Annotated in this window: 21 protein-coding genes; 12 read left to right on the top strand and 9 right to left on the bottom strand. The window is 68.5% G+C overall.

The window, feature by feature from the left end; genetic code table 11:
* The first annotated feature begins 50 nt into the window (after positions 1 to 50).
* From ACFYRH_RS29015 to ACFYRH_RS29005, 3 genes are all read left to right on the top strand, one after another.
* A complete protein-coding gene (locus ACFYRH_RS29015) occupies positions 51 to 209 on the top strand; it encodes a DUF5679 domain-containing protein (RefSeq protein WP_012922897.1) in 159 nt (52 codons plus the stop codon).
* Positions 210 to 369: 160 nt separating this feature from the next.
* Positions 370 to 1,683, top strand: a complete 1,314-nt coding sequence (locus tag ACFYRH_RS29010; RefSeq protein WP_387781980.1) for an ABC1 kinase family protein — start codon at positions 370 to 372, stop codon at positions 1,681 to 1,683.
* A gap of 92 nt (positions 1,684 to 1,775) precedes the next feature.
* A complete protein-coding gene (locus ACFYRH_RS29005; protein ID WP_387781978.1) occupies positions 1,776 to 4,811 on the top strand; it encodes an alpha-N-acetylglucosaminidase TIM-barrel domain-containing protein in 3,036 nt (1,011 codons plus the stop codon).
* On the opposite strand, the gene ACFYRH_RS29000 is transcribed toward ACFYRH_RS29005, so the two are convergent.
* Positions 4,771 to 6,246, bottom strand: a complete 1,476-nt coding sequence (locus ACFYRH_RS29000) for an MFS transporter (protein WP_387781976.1) — start codon at positions 6,244 to 6,246, stop codon at positions 4,771 to 4,773. The two genes, ACFYRH_RS29005 and ACFYRH_RS29000, sit on opposite strands and share 41 nt — an antisense overlap.
* On the opposite strand from ACFYRH_RS29000, the gene ACFYRH_RS28995 reads away from it, so the two are divergent.
* Positions 6,245 to 6,397 (top strand): hypothetical protein, encoded by a 153-nt coding sequence (locus ACFYRH_RS28995; protein ID WP_387781974.1) that lies wholly within the window; start codon positions 6,245 to 6,247, stop codon positions 6,395 to 6,397. The genes ACFYRH_RS29000 and ACFYRH_RS28995 overlap by 2 nt on opposite strands.
* A gap of 1 nt (position 6,398) precedes the next feature.
* On the opposite strand, the gene ACFYRH_RS28990 is transcribed toward ACFYRH_RS28995, so the two are convergent.
* Positions 6,399 to 6,566 (bottom strand): hypothetical protein, encoded by a 168-nt coding sequence (locus ACFYRH_RS28990; protein ID WP_387781972.1) that lies wholly within the window; start codon positions 6,564 to 6,566, stop codon positions 6,399 to 6,401.
* A gap of 18 nt (positions 6,567 to 6,584) precedes the next feature.
* On the opposite strand from ACFYRH_RS28990, the gene ACFYRH_RS28985 reads away from it, so the two are divergent.
* Positions 6,585 to 7,112 carry an NUDIX domain-containing protein gene (locus ACFYRH_RS28985; protein ID WP_387781970.1) on the top strand — a complete coding sequence of 176 codons (528 nt, stop codon included), beginning with the start codon at positions 6,585 to 6,587 and terminating at the stop codon, positions 7,110 to 7,112.
* Between the two features lie 66 nt (positions 7,113 to 7,178).
* Here ACFYRH_RS28985 and ACFYRH_RS28980 read toward each other — a convergent pair whose 3' ends face one another.
* The 4 genes from ACFYRH_RS28980 to ACFYRH_RS28965 form a co-directional block, all read right to left on the bottom strand.
* Complete coding sequence (locus ACFYRH_RS28980; protein ID WP_387781968.1) at positions 7,179 to 7,397, bottom strand: hypothetical protein; 219 nt, start codon at positions 7,395 to 7,397, stop codon at positions 7,179 to 7,181.
* 33 nt (positions 7,398 to 7,430) lie between these two features.
* The gene (locus ACFYRH_RS28975) at positions 7,431 to 7,718 is read right to left on the bottom strand and encodes a WhiB family transcriptional regulator (RefSeq protein WP_131285495.1); all 288 of its coding nucleotides are present in this window, start codon (positions 7,716 to 7,718) and stop codon (positions 7,431 to 7,433) included.
* A gap of 149 nt (positions 7,719 to 7,867) precedes the next feature.
* Entirely contained in the window at positions 7,868 to 8,065 is a 198-nt protein-coding gene (locus ACFYRH_RS28970) for a hypothetical protein (protein ID WP_387781966.1), read from the bottom strand.
* A gap of 352 nt (positions 8,066 to 8,417) precedes the next feature.
* Complete coding sequence (locus ACFYRH_RS28965; protein WP_387781964.1) at positions 8,418 to 10,541, bottom strand: ATP-dependent DNA helicase UvrD2; 2,124 nt, start codon at positions 10,539 to 10,541, stop codon at positions 8,418 to 8,420.
* A gap of 101 nt (positions 10,542 to 10,642) precedes the next feature.
* Between ACFYRH_RS28965 and ACFYRH_RS28960 the strand changes: the two genes are divergently transcribed.
* Entirely contained in the window at positions 10,643 to 10,882 is a 240-nt protein-coding gene (locus ACFYRH_RS28960; protein ID WP_387781962.1) for a mycoredoxin, read from the top strand.
* Positions 10,883 to 10,981: 99 nt separating this feature from the next.
* Positions 10,982 to 13,339, top strand: a complete 2,358-nt coding sequence (locus ACFYRH_RS28955; protein ID WP_387781960.1) for a hypothetical protein — start codon at positions 10,982 to 10,984, stop codon at positions 13,337 to 13,339.
* Here ACFYRH_RS28955 and nudC read toward each other — a convergent pair whose 3' ends face one another.
* Positions 13,340 to 14,263: an NAD(+) diphosphatase gene (nudC, locus tag ACFYRH_RS28950; RefSeq protein WP_387781958.1), complete on the bottom strand. Its 924-nt coding sequence runs from the start codon at positions 14,261 to 14,263 to the stop codon at positions 13,340 to 13,342.
* Positions 14,264 to 14,302: 39 nt separating this feature from the next.
* Here nudC and deoD point away from each other — a divergent pair, with 39 nt between their 5' ends.
* Entirely contained in the window at positions 14,303 to 15,016 is a 714-nt protein-coding gene (gene deoD, locus ACFYRH_RS28945) for a purine-nucleoside phosphorylase (protein ID WP_387781956.1), read from the top strand.
* A gap of 26 nt (positions 15,017 to 15,042) precedes the next feature.
* A complete protein-coding gene (locus tag ACFYRH_RS28940; protein WP_387781954.1) occupies positions 15,043 to 15,576 on the top strand; it encodes a hypothetical protein in 534 nt (177 codons plus the stop codon).
* Positions 15,577 to 15,585: 9 nt separating this feature from the next.
* Here the strand turns inward: ACFYRH_RS28940 and ACFYRH_RS28935 are convergent, their stop codons facing one another.
* Complete coding sequence (locus ACFYRH_RS28935) at positions 15,586 to 16,218, bottom strand: TetR/AcrR family transcriptional regulator (protein ID WP_387781952.1); 633 nt, start codon at positions 16,216 to 16,218, stop codon at positions 15,586 to 15,588.
* 203 nt (positions 16,219 to 16,421) lie between these two features.
* Between ACFYRH_RS28935 and ACFYRH_RS28930 the strand changes: the two genes are divergently transcribed.
* The 3 genes from ACFYRH_RS28930 to ACFYRH_RS28920 are packed head-to-tail and all read left to right on the top strand — an operon-like array spanning position 16,422 to position 19,928.
* Entirely contained in the window at positions 16,422 to 17,228 is an 807-nt protein-coding gene (locus ACFYRH_RS28930) for an SDR family NAD(P)-dependent oxidoreductase (protein ID WP_387781950.1), read from the top strand.
* A complete protein-coding gene (locus ACFYRH_RS28925) occupies positions 17,228 to 18,352 on the top strand; it encodes a DUF5938 domain-containing protein (RefSeq protein WP_387781948.1) in 1,125 nt (374 codons plus the stop codon). Before ACFYRH_RS28930 ends, ACFYRH_RS28925 begins: the two co-directional genes overlap by 1 nt.
* Before the next feature lie 10 nt (positions 18,353 to 18,362).
* Positions 18,363 to 19,928, top strand: coding sequence for an AMP-binding protein (locus ACFYRH_RS28920; RefSeq protein WP_387781946.1), 1,566 nt, complete (start codon positions 18,363 to 18,365; stop codon positions 19,926 to 19,928).
* Here the strand turns inward: ACFYRH_RS28920 and ACFYRH_RS28915 are convergent.
* Positions 19,914 to 20,576 (bottom strand): GPP34 family phosphoprotein, encoded by a 663-nt coding sequence (locus ACFYRH_RS28915; protein WP_387781944.1) that lies wholly within the window; start codon positions 20,574 to 20,576, stop codon positions 19,914 to 19,916. The two genes, ACFYRH_RS28920 and ACFYRH_RS28915, sit on opposite strands and share 15 nt — an antisense overlap.
* Positions 20,577 to 20,708: the final 132 nt, after the last annotated feature.

The raw sequence follows: 20,708 nt of genomic DNA, 5'->3' as shown, positions 1-20,708 counted from the left end.
GCCCGGGGCGAGACCCCCGGGCTGTAATTCAGAGCAAGGAGAGGGCCCTCATGGCAGAGACCTGGAGCGGCGAGTTCTACTGCGTCAAGTGCAAGGCCAAGCGCACCGCCGACGGCGAGGTCAAGGTCAACGACAAGGGCACGCGCATGGCGAAGGCCAAGTGCCCCGAGTGCGGTACGAACCTGAACCGGATCCTCGGCAAGGCCTGACGCACCACGTCGTAAAGGCGGTGCCCGGCACGTTGCGCGTGCCGGGCACCGCCTTTGTCATGCCCGGCCACGACCCGCTGCGACCGGCTGCGGGAATCCCGCCGGCGACACACGGCCACCCCGCGGCGGCCGGGTTTGCGTGACCGGACAGAATGGGAGGGTGTCGGACCTTCCTCGAAAGGCGCTGAGCCGGACCGCGAAACTCGCCAGCCTGCCGCTCGGCGCCGCCGGGCGTGCGACGGTCGGCCTCGGCAAGCGCATCGGTGGCGCGCCCGCGGAGGCGGTGCTGGCCGAGTTCCAGCGCCGGACCGCCGACCAGCTGTTCGCCGTTCTGGGCGAGCTCAAGGGCGGCGCGATGAAGGTCGGGCAGATGCTCAGCCTGATGGAGACCGCGATGCCGGAGGAGCTCGCGGCGCCGTACCGGGCGACCCTGACCAAGCTGCAGGACTCCGCCCCGCCGATGCCGGCCTCGACCGTGCACACGATCCTGTCCCGCGAGCTCGGGAAGCGCTGGCGGGACCGCTTCGACGAGTTCGACGACCTGCCCGCGGCGGCCGCGTCGATCGGCCAGGTGCACCGCGGCCGGCTCAAGGACGGCCGCGAGGTCGCGGTGAAACTCCAGTACCCGGGGGCCGCCGAGGCGCTCCGGTCCGACCTCCGCCAACTCGGCCGCTTCGGCCGCACGATCGGCACGCTGGTCCCCGGCCTGGACGTGAAGCCGCTGGTTGCCGAGCTCCAGGAGCGGATCGGCGAGGAGCTCGACTACGACCGCGAGGCCCAGGCCCAGCAGCAGTACGCCGACGCGTTCAAGGACCACCCGGAGTTCGTCGTCCCGCGGGTGGTGAAGCACTCCCCCACGGTGATCGTGTCCGAGTGGATCGAGGGCCGCCCGCTCTCGTCGTACATCACCGAGGGCACCAAGGAGGAGCGGGACGCGATCGGGCTGAAGTACGTCCGGTTCATGTTCAGCGGGCCGAAGTACGCCGGCCTGCTGCACTCGGACCCGCACCCGGGGAACTTCCGCGTGATGGCGGACGGACGGCTCGGCGTCGTCGACTTCGGCCTCTGCGCCCGGCTTCCTGACGGCCTGCCGCCGGCGATCGGGCGGCTGCTCCGGATCTCGCTGCGTGGTGACGGGACCGCCGTCCGGGACGGTCTCAAGGCCGAGGGCTTCATCAAGCCGCGGATGGAGATCGACCCGGACCAGCTGATGGACTACCTGGCGCCGTTCGCGGAGCCGGCCAGGGAGGAGACGTTCCAGTTCAGCCGGGCGTGGATGCGCGCGCAGGCGAACCGGACCGGCGATTTCCGCTCGCCGAACGCGTCGCTGGCCCTGCGCCTCAACCTGCCACCGTCGTACCTGCTGATCCATCGCGTGTGGATCGGCGGCATCGCCGTACTGTCACAACTCGAGGCCGAGGCACCGTTCCGGGCGGTACTCGAGGAGCTCCTCCCGGGCTTCACAGAGGACTGACTTTTCTGCGCATTAGTGCACTCAAGCCTTGACGTCTGCGCATTTACAGCCGCTTAATGTAGCGACCTTTCCTTTCCCGGAAGGACCGCCCAATGCGCCGATTCCTGGCCCTCACCCTCCCTCTCGCCCTGCTGGCGACCGCCGCTCCCAGTGCCCTGGCAGGCCCACCGCAGCCCTGGGACACCACATCGGTCGGAGCCCTGATCAAGCGTCTCGTCCCCGCTCAGGCCGACCAGGTCGAGCTCCACGCCCTACCGCCGGCCGGTGAGTCGTACGACGTCGACCGGCACGGCCGGAACGTGCGGATCTCGGCCACCACGCCGAGCGCGATGCTGGCCGGCTTCAACGCGTACCTCGAGCAGGTCGCGCGCGTCGACGTCTCCTGGAACGGCGACTCGCTCGCCCGTCTCCCGCGCATCCTGCCTACCCCGAACCACCCGCTGCACCAGGCGGCAACGGTCGCCAACCGCTTCGCGCTCAACGACACCGACGACGGCTACACCGGCGCGTACCGCACGTGGGCCGAGTGGGAGCACGAGATCGACGTCCTCGCGCTGCACGGGATCAACGAGGTCTTCGTCCCGGTCGGGGCGGAGGCCGTGTACGTCGACACGTTCCAGCAGTTCGGGTACTCCGAGAGCGAGCTGCTGAACTGGGTCCCGCAGCCAAGCCACCAACCGTGGTGGCTGCTGCAGAACATGTCCAGCTTCCCGGCCGCGATGACCGCCGGTCAGGTCCGTCAGCGCGCCGACCTGGGCCGCAAGATCATCGACAGACTTCGCGATCTCGGCATCACCCCAGTCCTCCCCGGGTACTTCGGCACCGTCCCGCCTGGCTTCGCAGCCAAGGCCCCCGGCGCGCGTACCGTCCCACAGGGCAACTGGGTGGGCTTCCAGCGACCGGACTGGCTCGACCCGACGAGCACTCCGTTCGCCGACGTGGCCAGGGCGTTCTACGCCAGCTCGGAGCGGCTGTTCGGTCGCAGTACGCACTACAAGATGGACCTGTTGCACGAGGGAGGCCAGCCCGGTCCGGTGCCGGTCGGTGCGGCCAGCAAGGCAGTCCAGGACGCACTGCAGGCTGCACGCCCCGGAGCCACTTGGGTGTTCCTCGGCTGGCAGAGCAACCCGCGACCGGACACACTGGCGGGCATCGACCGCTCACGCATCCTGATCGTCGACGGCCTCTCCGACCGGACTGACCAGAACCGCAACAAGACCTGGCCGGACTCGACGTACGCCTTTGGCTCGATCTGGAACTTCGGCGGTCACACCACGATCGGCGCGGCCACGACGACCTGGGAGGACCGCTTCTGGCGCTGGCGCTCAGAAACCGGCGGCACGCTCGACGGCATCGCGGTGATGCCCGAAGCGAGTGACAACAATCCAGCGGCCTTCGAGTACCTCACCGGTCTCGCGTGGCGCAGCGGACCGATCGAGCGGGACAGTTGGTTCAAGGACTGGTCCCAGCGGCGGTACGGCGGTTCCGACCCGGCATCCGCGACGGCGTGGGCCGCGATCGGCAAAACGGCGTACTCGCTCGCCGGGAGCAGTGAGGCGCAGGACGGTCTGTACGCCGCCACTCCGTCGCTGACCGCCGACTCCGCGGCAACGTGGTCACCCGGCTCGATGCAGTACGACGCAACGGACTTCGCAACCGCCCTACCGGCGCTGCTCTCGGTCGATCGACGGCTGCGCGGTAATGCGGCATACCGCTATGACCTGATGGACGTGACGCGGCAGGTGTTGTCGAACCGGAGTCGGACGCTGCTCCCGCGGCTCAAGGCGGCGTACGACGCCAAGGACCTGACGACGTTCGACAAGCTCAAGGCGCAGTGGCTGGACCAGATGGCGCTGCTGGAACAGGTGACGGCGACCAACCGGCAGACGATGCTCGGACCATGGCTGGCGAACGCCGGCGACCCGTCACTTCAGAAGAGCGCCCGCACCATCCTCACCATCTGGGGTACGCGGGCCGGATTCAACGCCGGTCTCAGTGACTACGCCAACCGTGAGTGGTCCGGTCTGATCAGCACGTACTACGCGCCGCGCTGGAAGGCGTACCTGGACGACCTGTCCGCAGCGTTGCGCGACAACCGGGCCCCGTCCACCTTCGACTGGTACCAGCGCGGCGCCGACTGGACCGCGTCCACGACGCCACTGCCCCAGAAGCCTGCCGGTGACATCCACCAGGTCGCACAGCAGGTCGTCAGCTACCTGACCGCACACCCCGAGCCGATCACGCTGACAGCCACCGCAACGCCGGCCAGCGTGCCGGACGGCGCCAAAACGACTGTGACGGCCAGTCTGCGCAATGTCGACCCGTTCCAGACCGCCTCCGACGTCAACGTGACGCTGACTGCTCCAGCCGACAGCGGCCTCACAGTGGAACCAGCGTCCGTCGCCGTCCCCCGACTGGCGCCTGGTGAACGCACCACCGCTTCCTTCACGGTGACAGCGACAGGATCCGCAGCACACCTGACCGCCACGCTAACTGCCCGCACTGACCAGTCGGCAGCGTCTGTCCGCGTTCTGCGCGCTGGGCCAGTGCAAGAGCCGAACCGCACACTCACGACCAACAACGCTGTATTCGCTCAGTCCGGTGACTCCTACCTCATCGAAGGCGCCGGAAACGACATGTGGGGTACGACGAAGCAGTACGGCACCATCTACCGCCAGAACGCGCTGGTGGCAGGTGGATCGCTCACCACTCGCGTAGTCACCCAGGACCGCACCGGCCCCTGGGCACGAGCCGGTCTGGTCATCAGCCCCGACCTGACCACGACCAGCAGCGCCGGACTGGCCAACGTAGCGATCACTCCGGACAACGGTTGCGTCTACTCGTGGGACTCCGACGGCAACGGCTCGCTGGACCAGTACCGCAACGTCACCGGACGGACTGCTCCACAGTGGTTGCGCCTGACGCGAGACGGCGACACCGTGACCGCAGCGTGCAGTCCGGACGGTACGACGTGGACCACGATCGCGAGCTCCGTCGTACCGGCGGGGTCCGTGCTTGATGGCGGCCTGTTCATGTCGGCTGCGAACGGCGGCGCCGGGACTCGCGGCGCCGCCGAATTCACTGGCTTCAGTTCTTCCGGCTCAGCGCGGGCACTGAGCGGAGGGTGACCGCCAGGAGAATCGCCATACCGGCGAGTGCCACGGCAGTGATACCCGCGGCCAGGTGAAGGCCTGAGGTGAAGGCGTGGCGGGCGGCGTCCAGTACGTCGCTCGGCACGCCTTGGTCGATGGCCTCGCCGAGCGAGTTGCCACCACGCCCGTCCATGTGGCCGCGGTACACCGCAGTGACCACGCTGCCGAGGACGGCGATGCCGAGCGAGTAACCGAACTCGTTGCCGGTCTGGGTCAGCGCACCGGCCGAGCCTGCCTGCTCCGGCGGGACCGAACCGATGACCAGGTTCGTGCCGAGGATGACCAGCGCGCCGGGCCCGAAGCACTCCACCGCGAACGCGACGACCAGCACCGCTGTCGACGTCGTCAGGCTGACCACGATCATCCCGGCGACCGTGAATGCGACACCGGCCGGGATCAGAATGCCTGGGCGGATCCGGCGCGCGAGCCGCGGCGCGAGCTGGAAGCCGATCGTCGACGTGATCATGCCCGGCACCAGCGCGAGCCCGGCCGCCAGCGGGGTCATCCCCTTCACCAGCTGGAAGTACTGCGCGACGAACACCATCACGCCTCCGGAGAGCATCGAGTACGCCGTCATGCTGCCGAGCGTCACGCTGAAAGTCCGCCGCGTGAACAGCCGCACGTCGACCAGCGGTTCGGCCAGGCGCAGCTGCCGCCGTACGAAGACCCACCCGAAGACGGCCCCGATCACCAGCGCTCCGATGGACTGCGCGCCGGCCCCGTGCGCCGCCAGGTGCTTGAGCCCGTGAATGGCCGGCAGAATCGCCGCCAGCGACAGGACGACACTCAGTACGTCGATCCGCCCAGCCTTCTCGTTCCGGTACTCGGGGAGCAGGAACGGCCCCACCGCCAGCAGCGCCACCATCGCCGGGACACCGATCAGGAACGCGGAACCCCACCAGAAGTGGTTCAGCAGCACGCCGCCGACGATCGGACCTACCACGGCGCCGACGGTGAAGCAGCCGCCCCAGACACCCAGCGCGGTCGCCCGCTGCCGCTCGTCCGGGAACAGCGTGGAGATCAGCGCCAGCGTGCACGGCGCGATCGCCGCACCCGCGATCCCCAGCACCGCCCGAGCCCCGATCAGCATCGCGGGGCTCACGGAGTACGCCGCCACGATCGAGGCGACCCCGAACACGGCGGCCGCGATCAGCAGCAGGCGCCGCCGGCCGAGCCGGTCACCGAGGCTGCCCATCGTGATCATCAGGCCGGCCACCATGAACCCGTACACGTCCAGGATCCAGAGCTGCTGGCTACTGGTGGCGCCGAGCGCCTCGGTGACGGCCGGAACGGCGAGCAGCATCACGAACAGGTCCAGCGACACCAGCAGCGTTGCCAGGCACAGCACGCCCAGCGCGATCCACTGCCGCCTGCCGGTCGCCACGGGGTCGGCCGCGAGGGTGAGGGTCATGATTCCGGTCCTTCCGCAGGAGTGTCTTCACCTCTGCGTCGACCGGGTCGACCCGGAATCGACATACGGTCGGAAGAAGTCCACCGACGAGATCGGCAACCTGCGGCAGCTGCACGTCCGCCCGGCGATGCGGGTACCGGATCAGTACTGAGTCACCAGTGGACCGAGTCCATCTTTCCCTCGATACTGCGCACGTTCTCCCGGGCGCAACGATCGCAGAACAGCAACTTCCGGCCGCCCTCGATCGACGTCGCCCAGGTCAGCGGAACGTCCTCCGACTCACCCTGCTGACCACACAACGCACACGCGGCAACTCCCATACGACTAGTCTGCACCGCGTGCGATGGACCGTTCACAGCGAGGGCGAAGTCTGGGGCAATCGGTGGCTGAGCGTCCGGCGGTTGGACGTCGAGCAACCCGACGGCGAGCGGTTCGACTACCACGCGGTCCGGCTCAAGGACATCGCCGCGGCGGTTGTCCTCCGCGACGAGCACGTGCTGCTGATGTGGCGGCACCGGTTCCTGACCGACACCTGGGCGTGGGAGATCCCGATGGGGATCATCGAGCCCGGTGAGACCCCGATGGCCGCAGCCGCGCGGGAACTCGAGGAGGAGACCGGGTGGCGGGCGGGTGCGCTCACCGAGTTGATCCGCTCCGAGCCGGCCGCCGGGATCATGGACTCGCGGCATTTCGTGTACTCCGCGACTGACGCCGTACGGGCCGGTGAGCCGACGGAGCGGAACGAGTCGGACCGGATCGAGTGGATCCCGTTGGCCGACGTACCCGGGATGATCGCGCGGCACGAGATCGTCAGTGGGATCACGCTGATCGGACTCCAGCAGGCACTGCTCCGAAGGCGTGGCTGAGGGGCGGCTCCCCCGGTGGGAGCCGCCCCTCAGTGATTCAGCTGGTCAGGCTGTACTACGGGTGTTTCAGACGAGGCGGGCGAGTGCGAGGCGCGCGCGTGCGCTGGCCCTCTCAGCTCGCCGGCCGGCCCGCTCGGCCTGCTTCTGCGCCTTCTCGATCTGGTGAGCGAGGCGGAAGCGCCGGTTCTGCTCTGCGTCGTTCAATTTGAAACGACAATGAGCACGGGCGAGATCTTCATTGAGTAAATGCATTTCGGTGCTCCTGTTAAAAGTCTGTGTGGTCATCGTTCGGACTCGATTCGGATGGTTGGAGGTCGTTCAGGCCGCGGTTACGGTGTCGCTCTTGCGAGGGCGTCCGCGGGGCCGCTTGCGCGGAACCACCACACCCTGGACGAACAGCTCGCCGCCCCACACTCCCCACGGCTCGGAACGCTCGAGCGCTCCGGCCAGGCACTCGGCCTTCAGCGGGCAGGTCGTGCAGAGAGACTTCGCGTACTCGACGTCCGCCGGCGATTCGGCGAAGAAGAGTTCTGGCGCGTAGGACCGACAGGGCAGGTCCTGCGACGTTGCCACCTCGGTGAAGACATCGAGGAAGCTCACGCTCATTCCGGTCACCTCCCAGTGACTTTGGTGCTGATCTCTTGTCGTCCGTGACGACTACCGGTTGGTAGTCACCAAAACTGTGCTGACAAACAAAAGGGCCGCGGGACCCTTTTCGGGTTCCGCGGCCTTGGAGGTGCCGGCGCTGACGTCTGTCAGACCGGTGGACTCCATGCTCGAGAACCCGAACCGCCGTGCTTCACATCGCCGACAGCTCCGCCCTTGAACTGGGCAGCGCCGGAAGCCATGAGCACAACGGTCGCGACGTGCAGGCGCGGCGAGGCACCCTGAATCGGGGCGCACGGCAGCGCGGCAGCGTCGCTGAACGGCTTCTTAACCGTGTTGGTGATCATTTCCAGGGCACCTCCTCTCGTTGTGGCGAAGCGGGCGGTTAGCTCGATCGCTATGGTGGTTTGAAGTTTTCGGCCAGGCTTCGACCGCAGAAAGAACAGTACGCCGCCGGGGTCGGAGCCTGCAAACTATTTATCGCCAGTTCGCCAAGTTGGCCGGAAGTTGCCGCTCCGGCGGCCGAATCTGGCTGCCGTTGCAGGATTCCGGCACGCTCCGGGGCGCCGTCCGCACGCTCCGAGATCGTTGCCTCTGTCACCTAACTGCCACGTCTGCCAGGAGCAGAACACGGCCTGTCGTCCAGGGTGCACCCGGGTTCCCGGGCCTGGCAACACATTTGCCGCCGGGGCGGGCGGCTCAGCGCGTGCAGAGGTTGAGGATGTGTTCGCCGTACTTCGCCAGTTTGGTGTGACCGATCCCCGGGATCTGCCGGAGCGCCTGGGGATCGCTCGGCCTGGTCTCGGCGATCGCGGTCAGCGTCGCGTCGGTGAGGATCACGAACGCCGGCATCCGCTCGGACTCCGCCTGCTCGGTCCGCCACTCGACCAGGGCGTCGTACAGCTTCTGGTCGATCGTGGACGGGCAGCTCTCGCAGCGGCCGAGCTTGCGCGCGCCGGGGTCGAGCAGTCCGCGCCCGCAGACCCGGCACTTCGGGATCGGCCGGCCGGACTTCGACGAGCTCGAGGACGACGGCCGCTCCCAGCCGACCGAGGACGACGGGGTCCACTCGGTCCGCGCGCTGCGGACACCGATCGGGTCCAGGAAGCGGGTCGGTCCACGCGTGCCCCGCCCGCCCGGCGAGCGAGAGGTGGACCAACTGACGAACAACTGCTGTTTGGCCCGCGTCACGCCGACATAAAACAGCCGCCGCTCTTCCTCGACCTGCGCCGGTGTCTGGGCGTAGCTGATCGGCAGGGTCCCCTCGTGGGCCCCGACGATGAAGACGCAGTCCCACTCCAGACCCTTCGCGGCGTGCAGCGTCGCCAGCGTGACACCCTCCGCCAGCGGCGCGTGCTGGATCGACGCCCGCCGGTCGAGCTCGGCCATCAGCTCCGGCAACCGGGCCTCCGGATGCTCCGACGCGAAGTCCGACGTCATCGTCACCAGCGCGCTCAGCGACTCCCACCGGTCCCGCACCGCGCCGGTCCCGGTCGGCGGCTCCGGCGACCACCCGGCCCCCGCGAGTACGCCGGTCACCGTGGTCACCAGGTCGTCGGACAGGTCCCCTGCCTTCGCCTGACCGCGCAGCAGTACGGCGGCCTGCCGGATCTCCGCCCGCTCGAAGAACCGCTCCGCCCCCTTGAGCACGGTCGGGATCTTCCGCTCGGCCAGCGCCTGCTCGAAGTTCTCCGACTGCGCGTTGGTCCGGAACAGTACGGCGATGTCCCGCAGCGCGACGCCCTCGTCCCGCAGTCGCACCACCGCCCGCGCCACCGCGTCCGCCTCCGCGACCTCATCGGAGTACTCGCGGTAGACCGGACTCGGACCGGCCTCCTTCTGCGACCGCAGGGTCACCCGGCCGGGCAGGCCGGTCGGACCGGCGGCGTCCAGGATCTTGTTCGCCACGTCGACGATCTGCGGGGTCGACCGGTAGTCACGGACCAGCTTGATCACCGTGGCTTCCGGGTGCCGGGACGCGAAGCGCACCAGGTTCTCCGGCTCGGCGCCCGCCCAGGAGTAGATGGTCTGCGCCGGGTCGCCGACCACACACACGTCCTCGCGCCCGCCGAGCCAGAGGTCCAGCAGGCTCTGCTGCAGCGGCGAGACGTCCTGGTACTCGTCCACGACGAACGTCCGGTACTGCCGGCGGATCTCCGCGGCGACTCGCTCGTCCTCCGCGAGCAGTGCGACCGCGCAGAGCAGCACGTCCTCCAGGTCGATCCGCCCGCGCTCCAGCTTGACGTCCTCGTACGCCGCGAAGATCCGGGCGATCGTGGCCGGGTCGAAGGCCGCCAGCGTGCGCCCCGACTTCGGCGCCAGCCGCGCGTAGTCGTCGGGCCGGACGTTGCTCACCTTGGCCCACTCCACCTCACCGGCCAGGTCGCGGAGCGCGGGCGTGTCCACCCGGACGCGGCAGCGCGACGCCGCCTCGGTGAGCAATGGGAACTTGCGGTCCGCGATCGGCGGCAGCTCACCGCCGTACACCTTCGGCCAGAAGAAGCGGGCCTGGCGGAGCGCGGCGGAGTGGAAGGTCCGCGCCTGCACGCCCTGGACGCCGAGCTGCGCGAGCCGTCCGCGCATCTCGCCGGCCGCCCGCTGGGTGAACGTCACCGCGAGCACCCGGACCGGGTCGAAGGTGCCGGTGCGGACGCCGTACGCGATCCGGTGGGTGATCGCCCGGGTCTTGCCGGTCCCCGCGCCCGCCATCACCGCGACCGCCCCGTGCAACGAGGTCGCGACCGCCCGCTGCTCCGGGTCGAGGGCCTCGAGGAGACTCTCGGCGGACGCCGGACGTGTGAAGTCGCTCACGGGTTGAGACATGCGGGAACAGCACCACCTGCACCATGGTTCGAATACGTCGAAGGCAACCCTAGACGGGCGGCCCGACAAAACCCCTCCCACTCCCACATAGGAGTCCGCCGATGTCGGCATTCACGATGTACTCCACGCCTTGGTGCGGCTACTGCCACCGGCTCAAGGGCCAGCTCAAGCGGGCCGGTATCGAGTTCACCGAGATCGACATCGAGCAGGTCCCGGGGGCCGCCGAGATCGTCGAGAAGATCAACAACGGCAACCAGACGGTGCCGACGGTGGTCTTCCCGGACGGCACCGCGATGACCAACCCGTCGCTGGCCCAGGTCGCGGACAAGCTCGCCGCCTGAGCCTTTCCGGAACCCGGGCGGGTCATATCGCCTGAGTTATGGACATTACGGTCATGACCGTTATACCTTGCGATGAACTACGTCGCAGGGAGTCCGCCCATGTTCTCGCGCCGTCCTGTCGGTCATGTCCTGATCACTCTCGCCGCCGTCCTCGGCCTGCTCGCGACGGGCGGGCTGCCCGCCGGCGCCGCGCCACCGGGCGGCCGGCCCGATCCCTTCCCGTCGGAGAACTGGCCGCTCGGCACCCCGACGAAACCGTTCGCACCGGCCGCCGACGCCATCAAGGACCTCGGCTCGCCGATCAGCTCGCTGACGATCATGGAAGGCGCGATCGGCCACACCCCGGACGGCCGCGACGTCGTGTACGCCGTACCGGCCGGCGAGAACGCCCGTTTGAACGTCGTCGACCTGCACTCGCGCGAACTGATCCGCACCGTGCCGCTGCCGGGCGCCGCCGGCGGCTGGGCGATCGTCGTGACGCCGAACGGCGACGTCTACCTCGGCACCTACGCGAACGCGCACCTCTACCGCTACAGCCCCGTCACCGGTGCGGTGACCGACCTGGGCCAGCCCATTCCGGGCGAGTCGCAGATCTACGGACTCACCACCGACCAGGCCGGCAATGTGTACGCCGGGACGTACCCGACCGCGCACGCGTTCAAGTACGACGCCGGCACCGGTCAGGTCACTGACTACGGCTCACTCGACCCGGTGCAGCAGTACGCCCGGTCCACGGTCTACGACCCCGACCACAACAAGCTGTTCGTCGGCGTCTCCACTCCGAACGCCAGACTGCTCCGCATCGACGTCGCCACCAAGGCCGTCGAGGACATCACTCCCCCGGGCACGACGGCGAAGGACTTCATCGACCTGGACTACGCCGGCGGCAAGGTGTTCGCGAACGCCAGCAGCCGGCTGGTGGTGGTCGACGCGGTCACCGGTGAGCAGATCAAGTACACCGACGCCACGACCGGCCAGCAGGTGATGGACTACCCGATCGCCGCGCGCGGTGTCTCCGCAGCCGGACCGGGTGGCGTCTACTTCACCAACAACACCCTGGCTCTCACTCACTACGACCTGGACACCAACACGGTCGGTCCGGTCTCACCGCCGCGCACTCTGACCCGTGGCGCCTCGATCGGATACGGCTGGGTGACCGAGAACGGCGTACCTGTTCTGTACGGTCTGGCCGGTAACTACTCCGGTGGGACGTTCCGCTACAACCCCGCGGACGGGACGCTGGCGCAGTGGAGCTCACCGTTCCAGTACGTGCCGTCGCCGCTCATGCACGAGCTGGCCGACCCCAGCACGGGCAAGGTGTTCGTCAACGTCTATCTGAACGGCACCACCGGCATCTACGACCCTGTGACCGGCAAGACCGCCACTACTACCCGGCAGGGACAGGTGGAGGGCTGGGCCTGGGACGGCAACGGCAAGATGTACGTCGGCATCTACCCGTACGGGCGTCTTTCGCTGTGGGACCCGACCGCGCCGGAGAGCCCGACCAACCCGAAGGAACTGTTCAGTTTGGTCGACAGTGACCACCAGAACAGGCCAGTCTCGGTAGTCCCCGACGGCAACCACGTGTACGTCGGCACCACACCGGCGTACGGCGAGTACGGCGGCGCGCTGACCGTGTACGACGTACCGACCGGGACTCACACGGTCTACCGCAACCTGGTGACCGACCAGACCATCGCCTCGATCCTCCCGGCCGGAGCGAATGTCTGGGCCGGCTCCAGCATCGAGGGCGGTCAAGGCACCGACCCGCGGGCCACCGAAGCGCACCTGGTCAAGGTCGACCCGGCAACGGGACAGGTGCTCACCGATGTCGTACCGGTGCCGGGTGCGGCGAGCATCAACGAGCTGACGACCGGACCGGACGGCAACATCTGGGGTCTGGCCGACGGCATCGTCTTCGCCGCCGACCCGTCGACCGGTGCGGTACTGCGTCTGCTGCCCGTCTTCAGCGGAGCCACCGGCTCACAGGACGGCGCACTGTCCTGGCGAGACGGCTACCTGTACGGCGTGACCGGCGGGCGACTGTTCGAGGTGGACAGCCTCAGCGGCCACACGACGATCCTGCACAGCCGTGGCCTCAACCGCCTCACGCAGACGCCGGACGGCACCTACTACTCGCTGCTGCGTCCGGACGGCTACGTCAACCCGACCAATCTGGCCTCGTACACCCCGCCGACAGACGGCTGCGCACAGTCGGACCTCAGGCCGACGGTCTGGACGGGCAACATCGACAGCCACGTCCAGAACCGGTTCCTGACCTACGGCTGCACACTGACCGACACCCTGCCCAGCGCCAAGGCCAACTGGCCGAGCCACGCGGCCTACATCCTCGCGGTCGACCGGAAGCTCCGGGAGCTCGAGGCGAACGGCAGTGTCCAGAAGTGGGAGGGCGTCCTCATCCGAGTCGCCGCGGCGCGCTCGGACGTGGGCAGCTAGTCACCAGCTCCCGGTGAGGCTCTCGCCGTACCAGCCTTCGATCAGGCGGCGGGAGATGGAGATCGCACCCGGGAGGGCCATCGTGCCGGCTTCGACCAGCACGCGGACGTCCTCCCGGGTGAACCACTTCGCCTCGGCGATCTCGTCCTCGTCCACCTCGATGTCGAACTCCGTCGCCTTCGCGTAGAACCCGAGCATCAGGCTCGCGGGCAGCGGCCACGGCTGGCTCCCGGCGTACTCGATCTCCGGGCCGACGATCACGCCGGTCTCCTCGAGCACCTCACGCCGTACGGCGGCCTCCAGCGACTCGCCCGGCTCCACGAACCCGGCGAGCGTGGAGTACCGCCCGGGCGGCCACGCCTCGTTACGCCCGAGCAGCGCGCGGTCCTGGTCGTCGGTGACGAGCACGATGATCGCCGGATCGCTGCGCGGGAAGTGCGACAGGCCGCACACCGGGCAGCGCCGGACGTGCCCGGCCTCGACCACTTCGGTGTGGGCGCCACAGTTCGCGCAGTGCGTGTGGACGCCGTGCCAGTTGGACAGTCCGATCACGTGCACGGCGATTCCGGCCTCGCGGTCGTCCAGTACGGCGCCGAGTTCGCGCAGGCCGCCGTACGACTCGTCGGCCTCGCCCTCGACCAGGATGCCGAACACGGCCCGCCCCTCGGCGGTCATGCCGGCCCCCGACTCACGGTCGATGCCGAGGAAGATCCGCGTCCCCTCAGGCGCCTCGGACGGCGGCACGAACCGCAGCGCGGCGCGGTCCTCGGTCACCTGGATCTGGTCGCCGATCACCGCGACCACCTGGGTGTCGGAGGAGGCCCACGCCTTCTCCAGCCAGTCGTCGTCACGGCGGCGGTCGGCGGCGCGGTCGAGGACGGACCGGGACAGGGCTAGCGAACCGGAAGCGATGGAGTAGGCCACGTGCCTCAACCTACCCCGGGGGCGTGAGAGCATCCCCGCATGAGTATTCACATCGCCGCCGAGAAGGGGCAGATCGCGCCGCGGGTGCTGTTCCCCGGCGACCCGCTGCGGGCCAAGTGGATCGCGGAGACGTACCTCGAGGACGTGATCTGCTACACCGAGGTCCGGAACATGTTCGGGTTCACCGGCACCTACAAGGGCGAGCGCATCTCCGTGCAGGGCTCCGGTATGGGCCAGCCGTCCGCGTCGATCTACGCGCACGAGCTGTTCGCGGAGTACGACGTCCAGACCCTGATCCGGGTCGGCACCTGTGGCGCGCTCACCGAGGCGATCCGGGTCCGCGACGTGATCGTGGCGATGTCCGCGAGTACCGACTCGCAGATGAACCGGCTGCGCTTCCACGGCATCGACTACGCGCCGACCGCGGACTACCAGCTGCTCCGCGCGGCTGTGGACGCGGCCGAGGCCGCCGGGCTGAACGTGCACGTCGGCCAGGTGTTCTCCGGCGACCTGTTCTACAACGACCGCCCGGACCTGGTGTCGCGGACGGCGGAGTACGGCGTCCTCGGGATCGAGATGGAGGCCGCGGCGCTGTACACGCTGGCGGCGAAGTTCGGTCGCCGGGCGCTCGGCATCATGACGGTGTCGGACCACCTGATCACCAAGGAGGAGACCAGCGCCGAGGAGCGCCAGACGACCTTCTCCGAGATGATCACCATCGCGTTGGACGCTGCGATCGAGGTGCCGGTCTGAACCGCCGGCTCGGCGCTGCCGTGCTGGTGTGCGCGACGGTCCTGACCGCCTGCTCGGGCAAGTCCGACGAGCCCAAGGCGGACAACGCATCGACCAGCACGTCCGCCACGCCGACAGGTGGCAGCAGCAGCACGCCGACAGGTCCGGAAGAGACCCTTCCGGACCTTACGGCTGCACAGGTCGTTGCGGCGTTCGCAGGTCAGAAGTACCAGTGCAGCACCGACGAGGCGTACGAGACCTGCAGCAAAGGCACCACCTCGGTGCAGGTCCTCCTCGGCAAGCAGCCACGCCCTGCGGTGCTCTCACTGCAGGCGACCGGTGTAGCGGCAGAGGCGGCCGCCGCACTGACCGAGTTCGCACCGCAGGCGCTGGAGCTGGCGCACGTCAATCCGCGCGGTCAGATCGTCGACTGGGTCAAGCAGCACGCCAGCAAGCCGTCCGGCCAGACGACGGCCGGCAACTGGACAGTCGAGTACTCGACCGAGGTCGACTCCGACCAGCCAGGCGTGATCCTGACTCTCACCGACAAGCTCTGCAAGGCCGACTGCGGAGCCGAGTAGCACCAGCGGCTACGCCGCGACCAGCTTCGGAAGCACCTGCATGATCCGGTCGGCCAGCAGGGCGGGGGTCTTCTCCGGGTTCGCGGCGTAGCCCACCACGGCCTGCTCGAACAGGCCGTCGACGAGCGCGTACGCCGTGGGCGCGTCGACCGCCGGCGTGTTGCCGGTGAGGTCGGCGTACCGGGTCAGGATCCGCCAGATCATCTCTTCGAGCAGCTTGTCGATCGCCTCGACGTCCGGGCGGAGCTGGTCCTCGAACATGCTCTGCGCGCGCAGGTCGTACCAGAGCTTGTGCATCGGGGTCTCCTCGACCAGCGTCTGGGTCATCTTGCCCAGGAAGCCCGTCGCGAGCTCGTCCCCCGAGGTGGCGGTCTCGACCACTTCGTCGTACCGTCGGGCGCACTTGGTCTTGTAGTAGCGCACGCAGTAGCTGATCAGGTCGATCTTGTCGCGGAAGTAGTAGTGCACGACTCCGTGGGTGAACTCGGAGTTGTTCGCGATCTCGCGCAGGCTGGTGCGCGCGTACCCGAGCTCGCCGAGGGTCTTCAGCGCCGACTCGGCCAGCGCGACCCGGCGGCGCTCGATCTTGTCGATGCCGGAGACGCGGGCCGGCCGCTCTTCGGCGGCGCTGGCGGACGCCATCGAGACCACCCACCCTCCTGATCGATGCGGTACTGGATTCGGTGCTGATGGATGCGTTGCGTCAGAGTACCCCGCCCCGGGCCAGGCGCGTCCCGGGTCGGGGTGTTTTCTTGACAACTGTCAAACAAACTCTTGACGACTGTCAAACAGATGGCCAGAGTGTGAAACACCCGGCGGGTCCGCTGTCAGCAAAGGAGCAACAGATGGGTTCACTCGATCTCTCCGGCCGCAAGGCCTTGGTCACCGGTGGCGCGCAGGGGCTGGGTGAGGGCATGGCCAGAGCCCTCGCGGCAGCCGGCGCGAAAGTCGTGATCAGCGACATCCAGAAGGACGCCGGCGCGGCGGTCGCCGACGCGCTCGACCAGGAGTACGGCGCCGGCAACGGCTTCGTCGCGCACGACATCACCGACGACGGCGACTGGGAGAACGCGGTCGTCGCCGCCAACGACATCCTCGGTGGCCTCGACATCCTGGTGAACAACGCGGGGGTGGAGATCACCAGCCTGCTCACCGAGGTCACCGCCGAGCAGATCCGCAAGATGCTCGAGGTGAACGTCCTCGGCACCACGCTCGGCGTCAAGTGGGGTCTGCGGACGATGCGGCCCGAGGGCCTGGCCGGTCAGGGCGGCGCGATCATCAACGTCGCCTCGGTCGCCGCCACCATCGCCTTCCCCGGCATCGCGGTGTACTCCGCGACCAAGTCCGCGGTCGACCGTCTTACCCGGGTCGCCGCGATGGAGTCCGGCAAGCTCGGGTACGGCGTCCGCGTCAACTGCATCTACCCCGGACTGGTCCCGACCGCGATGGGTGCCGGCCTGGCGAACGACGTGGCGCAACTCGGACTGTTCGAGTCGCCGGAGGCAGCGGTCGCCGCAGTGGTCGGACTGACACCGGCCGGACGGCTCGGTGAGGTCTCGGACATGGCCGACGCGGTCGTCTTCCTCGCGTCGGACGAGTCCCGGTTCATCACCGGCATCGGACTGCCTGTCGACGGCGGAATGGGGATGTGATGGCGACCAAACCGGTAGTTGTCTACGGCGCCTCCGGCTACACGGGCCGCCTGGTCTGTGAGTACCTGCGTCAGTACCACGTCCCGTTTGTGGCCGCCGGACGTGACGAGGCGAAGCTCAAGGCGTCCATGGACGCACATGTCCCTGGCATCGAGACAGCCGATTACGAGATCGCCACGGTCGACCATGACGTGGCTGCGCTGACAGATCTCTTCAAGGGCGCATCCGTCGTCCTGAACACGGTCGGGCCGTTCAGTGAGCTCGGTCCGGCAGCAGTGGAGGCCGCACTGGCCGCCGGTGCGCACTACACCGACACGACCGGTGAGCAAGACTGGCTGATGACCTGCGACGAGAAGTACGGCGCACAGTTCGCCGAGGCCAACCTGGTGCTGGCCCCGGGGATCGCGCAGATGTACACCACCAGCGAGATCGCTGCGCAGCTCTGCCTCGAGCAGCCCGGCCTCGACTCGCTCGACATCGCCGTGTTCTGGGGCGGCAGCCCGACCATCGCCTCGACCCGCACGATCCTGGTGAACGCTGCGACGTCGAAGGCGCACTTCCTGGAGAACAACCAGTACGTCGAGTTCCCCGAGCAGGGTCTGGTGCCACTGGTGGTGCCAGGGCAGCACGAGCTCGCGCTGTCCCTCCCGTGGGGCGGCATGTCGCACCCGGTCTGGTTCAAACGCGATCCGCGCGTTGCGAACTGCAAGGCGCAGGGCGGCGTGTTCAACGCCGCGCTGATGAACGGGGTCCCGCAGATCGTCGCCGCGGCGCTCGAAGCCACCAAGGACATGGCTCCGGACGACCGGAACGCAGCACTGACCGAGACCGCTCGCCAGGTGATGAACGAGATGCCGCCCCGGGAGAACCCGCGGGTCAACAAGACGCTGGACTCCGTGCACGCCTCCGGCCCACTGGGACGCGCGCACTGCGTCATCCACGGCAACAACAACTACCAGCAGACCGGTCTGATGCAGGCGTACGCGGCGTACTCGTTGCTGCAGACGCCACCCAAGCGGGTCGGATTCGCGAGCGGTTGCCAGGCGTTCGGCCACCACGAGCTGCTCGGCGTACTGCGCAGCTTCGGTCTGGTGTCCGAGCCACAGCTGACGGTTCAGCACTAGGGAGCCGGCTGTGCGACTGGTCGATTACCTCGACAAGGGAGCCTCGCTCGGCCCGGACACGGTCTGCCTGACCACGGACGGCGAGTCCCTCTCGTACGCCGAGGTTCAGCGGCTCTCGTACCGGATCGCGGGCGCGCTGGCGGCGACCGGCGTCCGGCCGGGCGGCAAGGTCGCGATCCTGTCCGCGAACGACCCGGTGGCGTTCAGCTGCGTCTTCGGGATCAGCCGGGCCGGCGCGATCTGGTGCCCGATCAACCCGCGCAACGAAGCCGCCGAGAACCGTGAGCTGCTCGACCAGTTCGACTGTGAAGTACTGATCTACCAGGCGGCGTTCGCGCCGCTGGTGGACCGCATCCGCGACGCGCTGCCGAAGGTGCACACCTTCGTCTGTCTCGACGCGGAGCCCGAGACCTCCGGCCTCACCCCCCACCCTGTTGGCCGGAGAATCGTCGGCTGGGACGCGTTCTGCGGGGGCGCGTCCCAGCCGGCCCCTGATCTGACCGATCCCGGCGACCTGGCGATGATCGTGGGGACCGGCGGGACGACCGGGCGGCCGAAGGGGGTGATGCTGACCAACGCCAACCTCGAGACGATGACCGCGCTGACCTTGATGGGGTACCCGTTCGGCGACCGGCCGGTCTATCTCGCGCTCGCGCCGTTGACCCATGCGGCCGGCGTGCTGTGCTTCCCGGTGCTCGCGTCCGGCGGCGAGATCGTGATCATGCGAGCTCCCGACGTCCACGCGTTCCTCGAGCTGATCCCCCGCCACCGGGTCACCCACACGTTCCTGCCGCCGACGCTGATCTACATGGTGCTGGCAGCGCCCGAGCTGGACTCCACGAACCTGTCGTCGCTGCGCTGCTTCTGGTACGGCGCCGCGCCGATGTCGGTCGCCCGGCTCGAGGAGGCGCTGCAGCGGATCGGCCCGGTGATGGCCCAGCTGTTCGGCCAGACCGAGGCCCCGATGATGATCTCGATGTTGCCGCCCGCCGCACACTTCGATCCCGGCGGCAACATCGCCCGGGGACGGCTGTCTTCCGCGGGACGGCCGTCCCCCCTCGTCACGGTGGCGATCATGGGCGCGGACGGCGCCTTGCTGCCGCACGGTGAACGCGGCGAGATCGTGGTCCGCGGATCGCTGGTGATGAAGGGGTACTACGAGAACGCCGAGGCCACCGCGGCGGCTTCGGCGCACGGCTGGCACCACACCGGCGACATCGGGTACCTCGACGACGAGAACTACCTCTACATCGTCGACCGGGCGAAGGACATGATCATCACCGGCGGCTTCAACGTGTACTCCACCGAGGTCGAGCAGGCCCTGATGGCACATGTCGCGGTCCAGGACTGCGCGGTGATCGGGCAGCCGGACGAGAAGTGGGGCGAGCGGGTCGTCGCCGTCGTCCAGCTCCAGCCGGGGATCGCCGTCGATCCGGGCGAGCTGATCGCGTTCGCCAAGGCCCGGATCGGCAGTGTGAAGGCACCGAAGGACGTCCTGATCTGGCCCGACCTGCCGCGCTCGAAGGTCGGCAAGGTGGTCAAGCCGGAGATCAAGGCCCGGCTAGCCGCCGGATGACGCACCCGCGGACGCCGCCACCACGATCGCCGCGGTGATCGCCGCCTGCATCTCGGTGACAGCCTTCTTCACCGCGGCGGCCGCCCAGTCGGACTCCGCGATCTCCTTCGCCCGCTGCTTCAGCGCCCGCTTGTCCACAGCATCGGTGACGACCTTCGGTACGACGTTCAGCGCGCTCAGCAGTGCGATCAGCGCACCGGTGCGCTCGTCCGGCGTCGTACCGACCTTGAGGACGCTCTCGAGCTTGGCGCGCACCTCTTCCTCGTGGCGCGCGTCCTTGGCCGGCCAACGCTTCACGGGGAAGAGTCCGAGCACCTTGCCCTGATCCGCCTCGAGCACCCCACGGTCGGCGAGCCGCGCCAGCAACTGGTCACGGAGCCGCTTCGACAGCGCACCGACCTGGTCCTTCGGCTTCTTACCCGGCTTGCTGGCGACATACGACAGCCGTTCGTCCAAAATCGGGTCTCCCGTCGGGGCGCCGTCGAGAACCTCCAGGCGGCCGCGGTCATTGATGTCGAGCTTGCGGCTCAGCGTCAGCTCGATCAGCACCGCGCCGGCCAGCGCGTAGTCCAGGCCGGGCGAGCCCGCGATCGGCTTGCCGGTCTCGTCGTCGTACAGCAGCAGCAACAGGTCCTCGGCGATCAACATGACACCAACGTAGGCAGGACCGGTGCCTGGATGCATCCACCCCGCGGGCGACCCGGAGTGTCAGCCTACGGACCCATCTCTTCGGGCCGGCAAGCCTTTAGTAAGGTAAGCCTTAGCTAACAGGATCGCCCA

Origin of the sequence: Kribbella sp. NPDC004875 (assembly GCF_042873375.1) — a bacterium.
Taxonomy (GTDB): Bacteria; Actinomycetota; Actinomycetes; order Propionibacteriales; family Kribbellaceae; genus Kribbella.
Note: the sequence above shows the minus strand (reverse complement) of the source record. Positions and strands in the feature narration are given on the sequence as shown.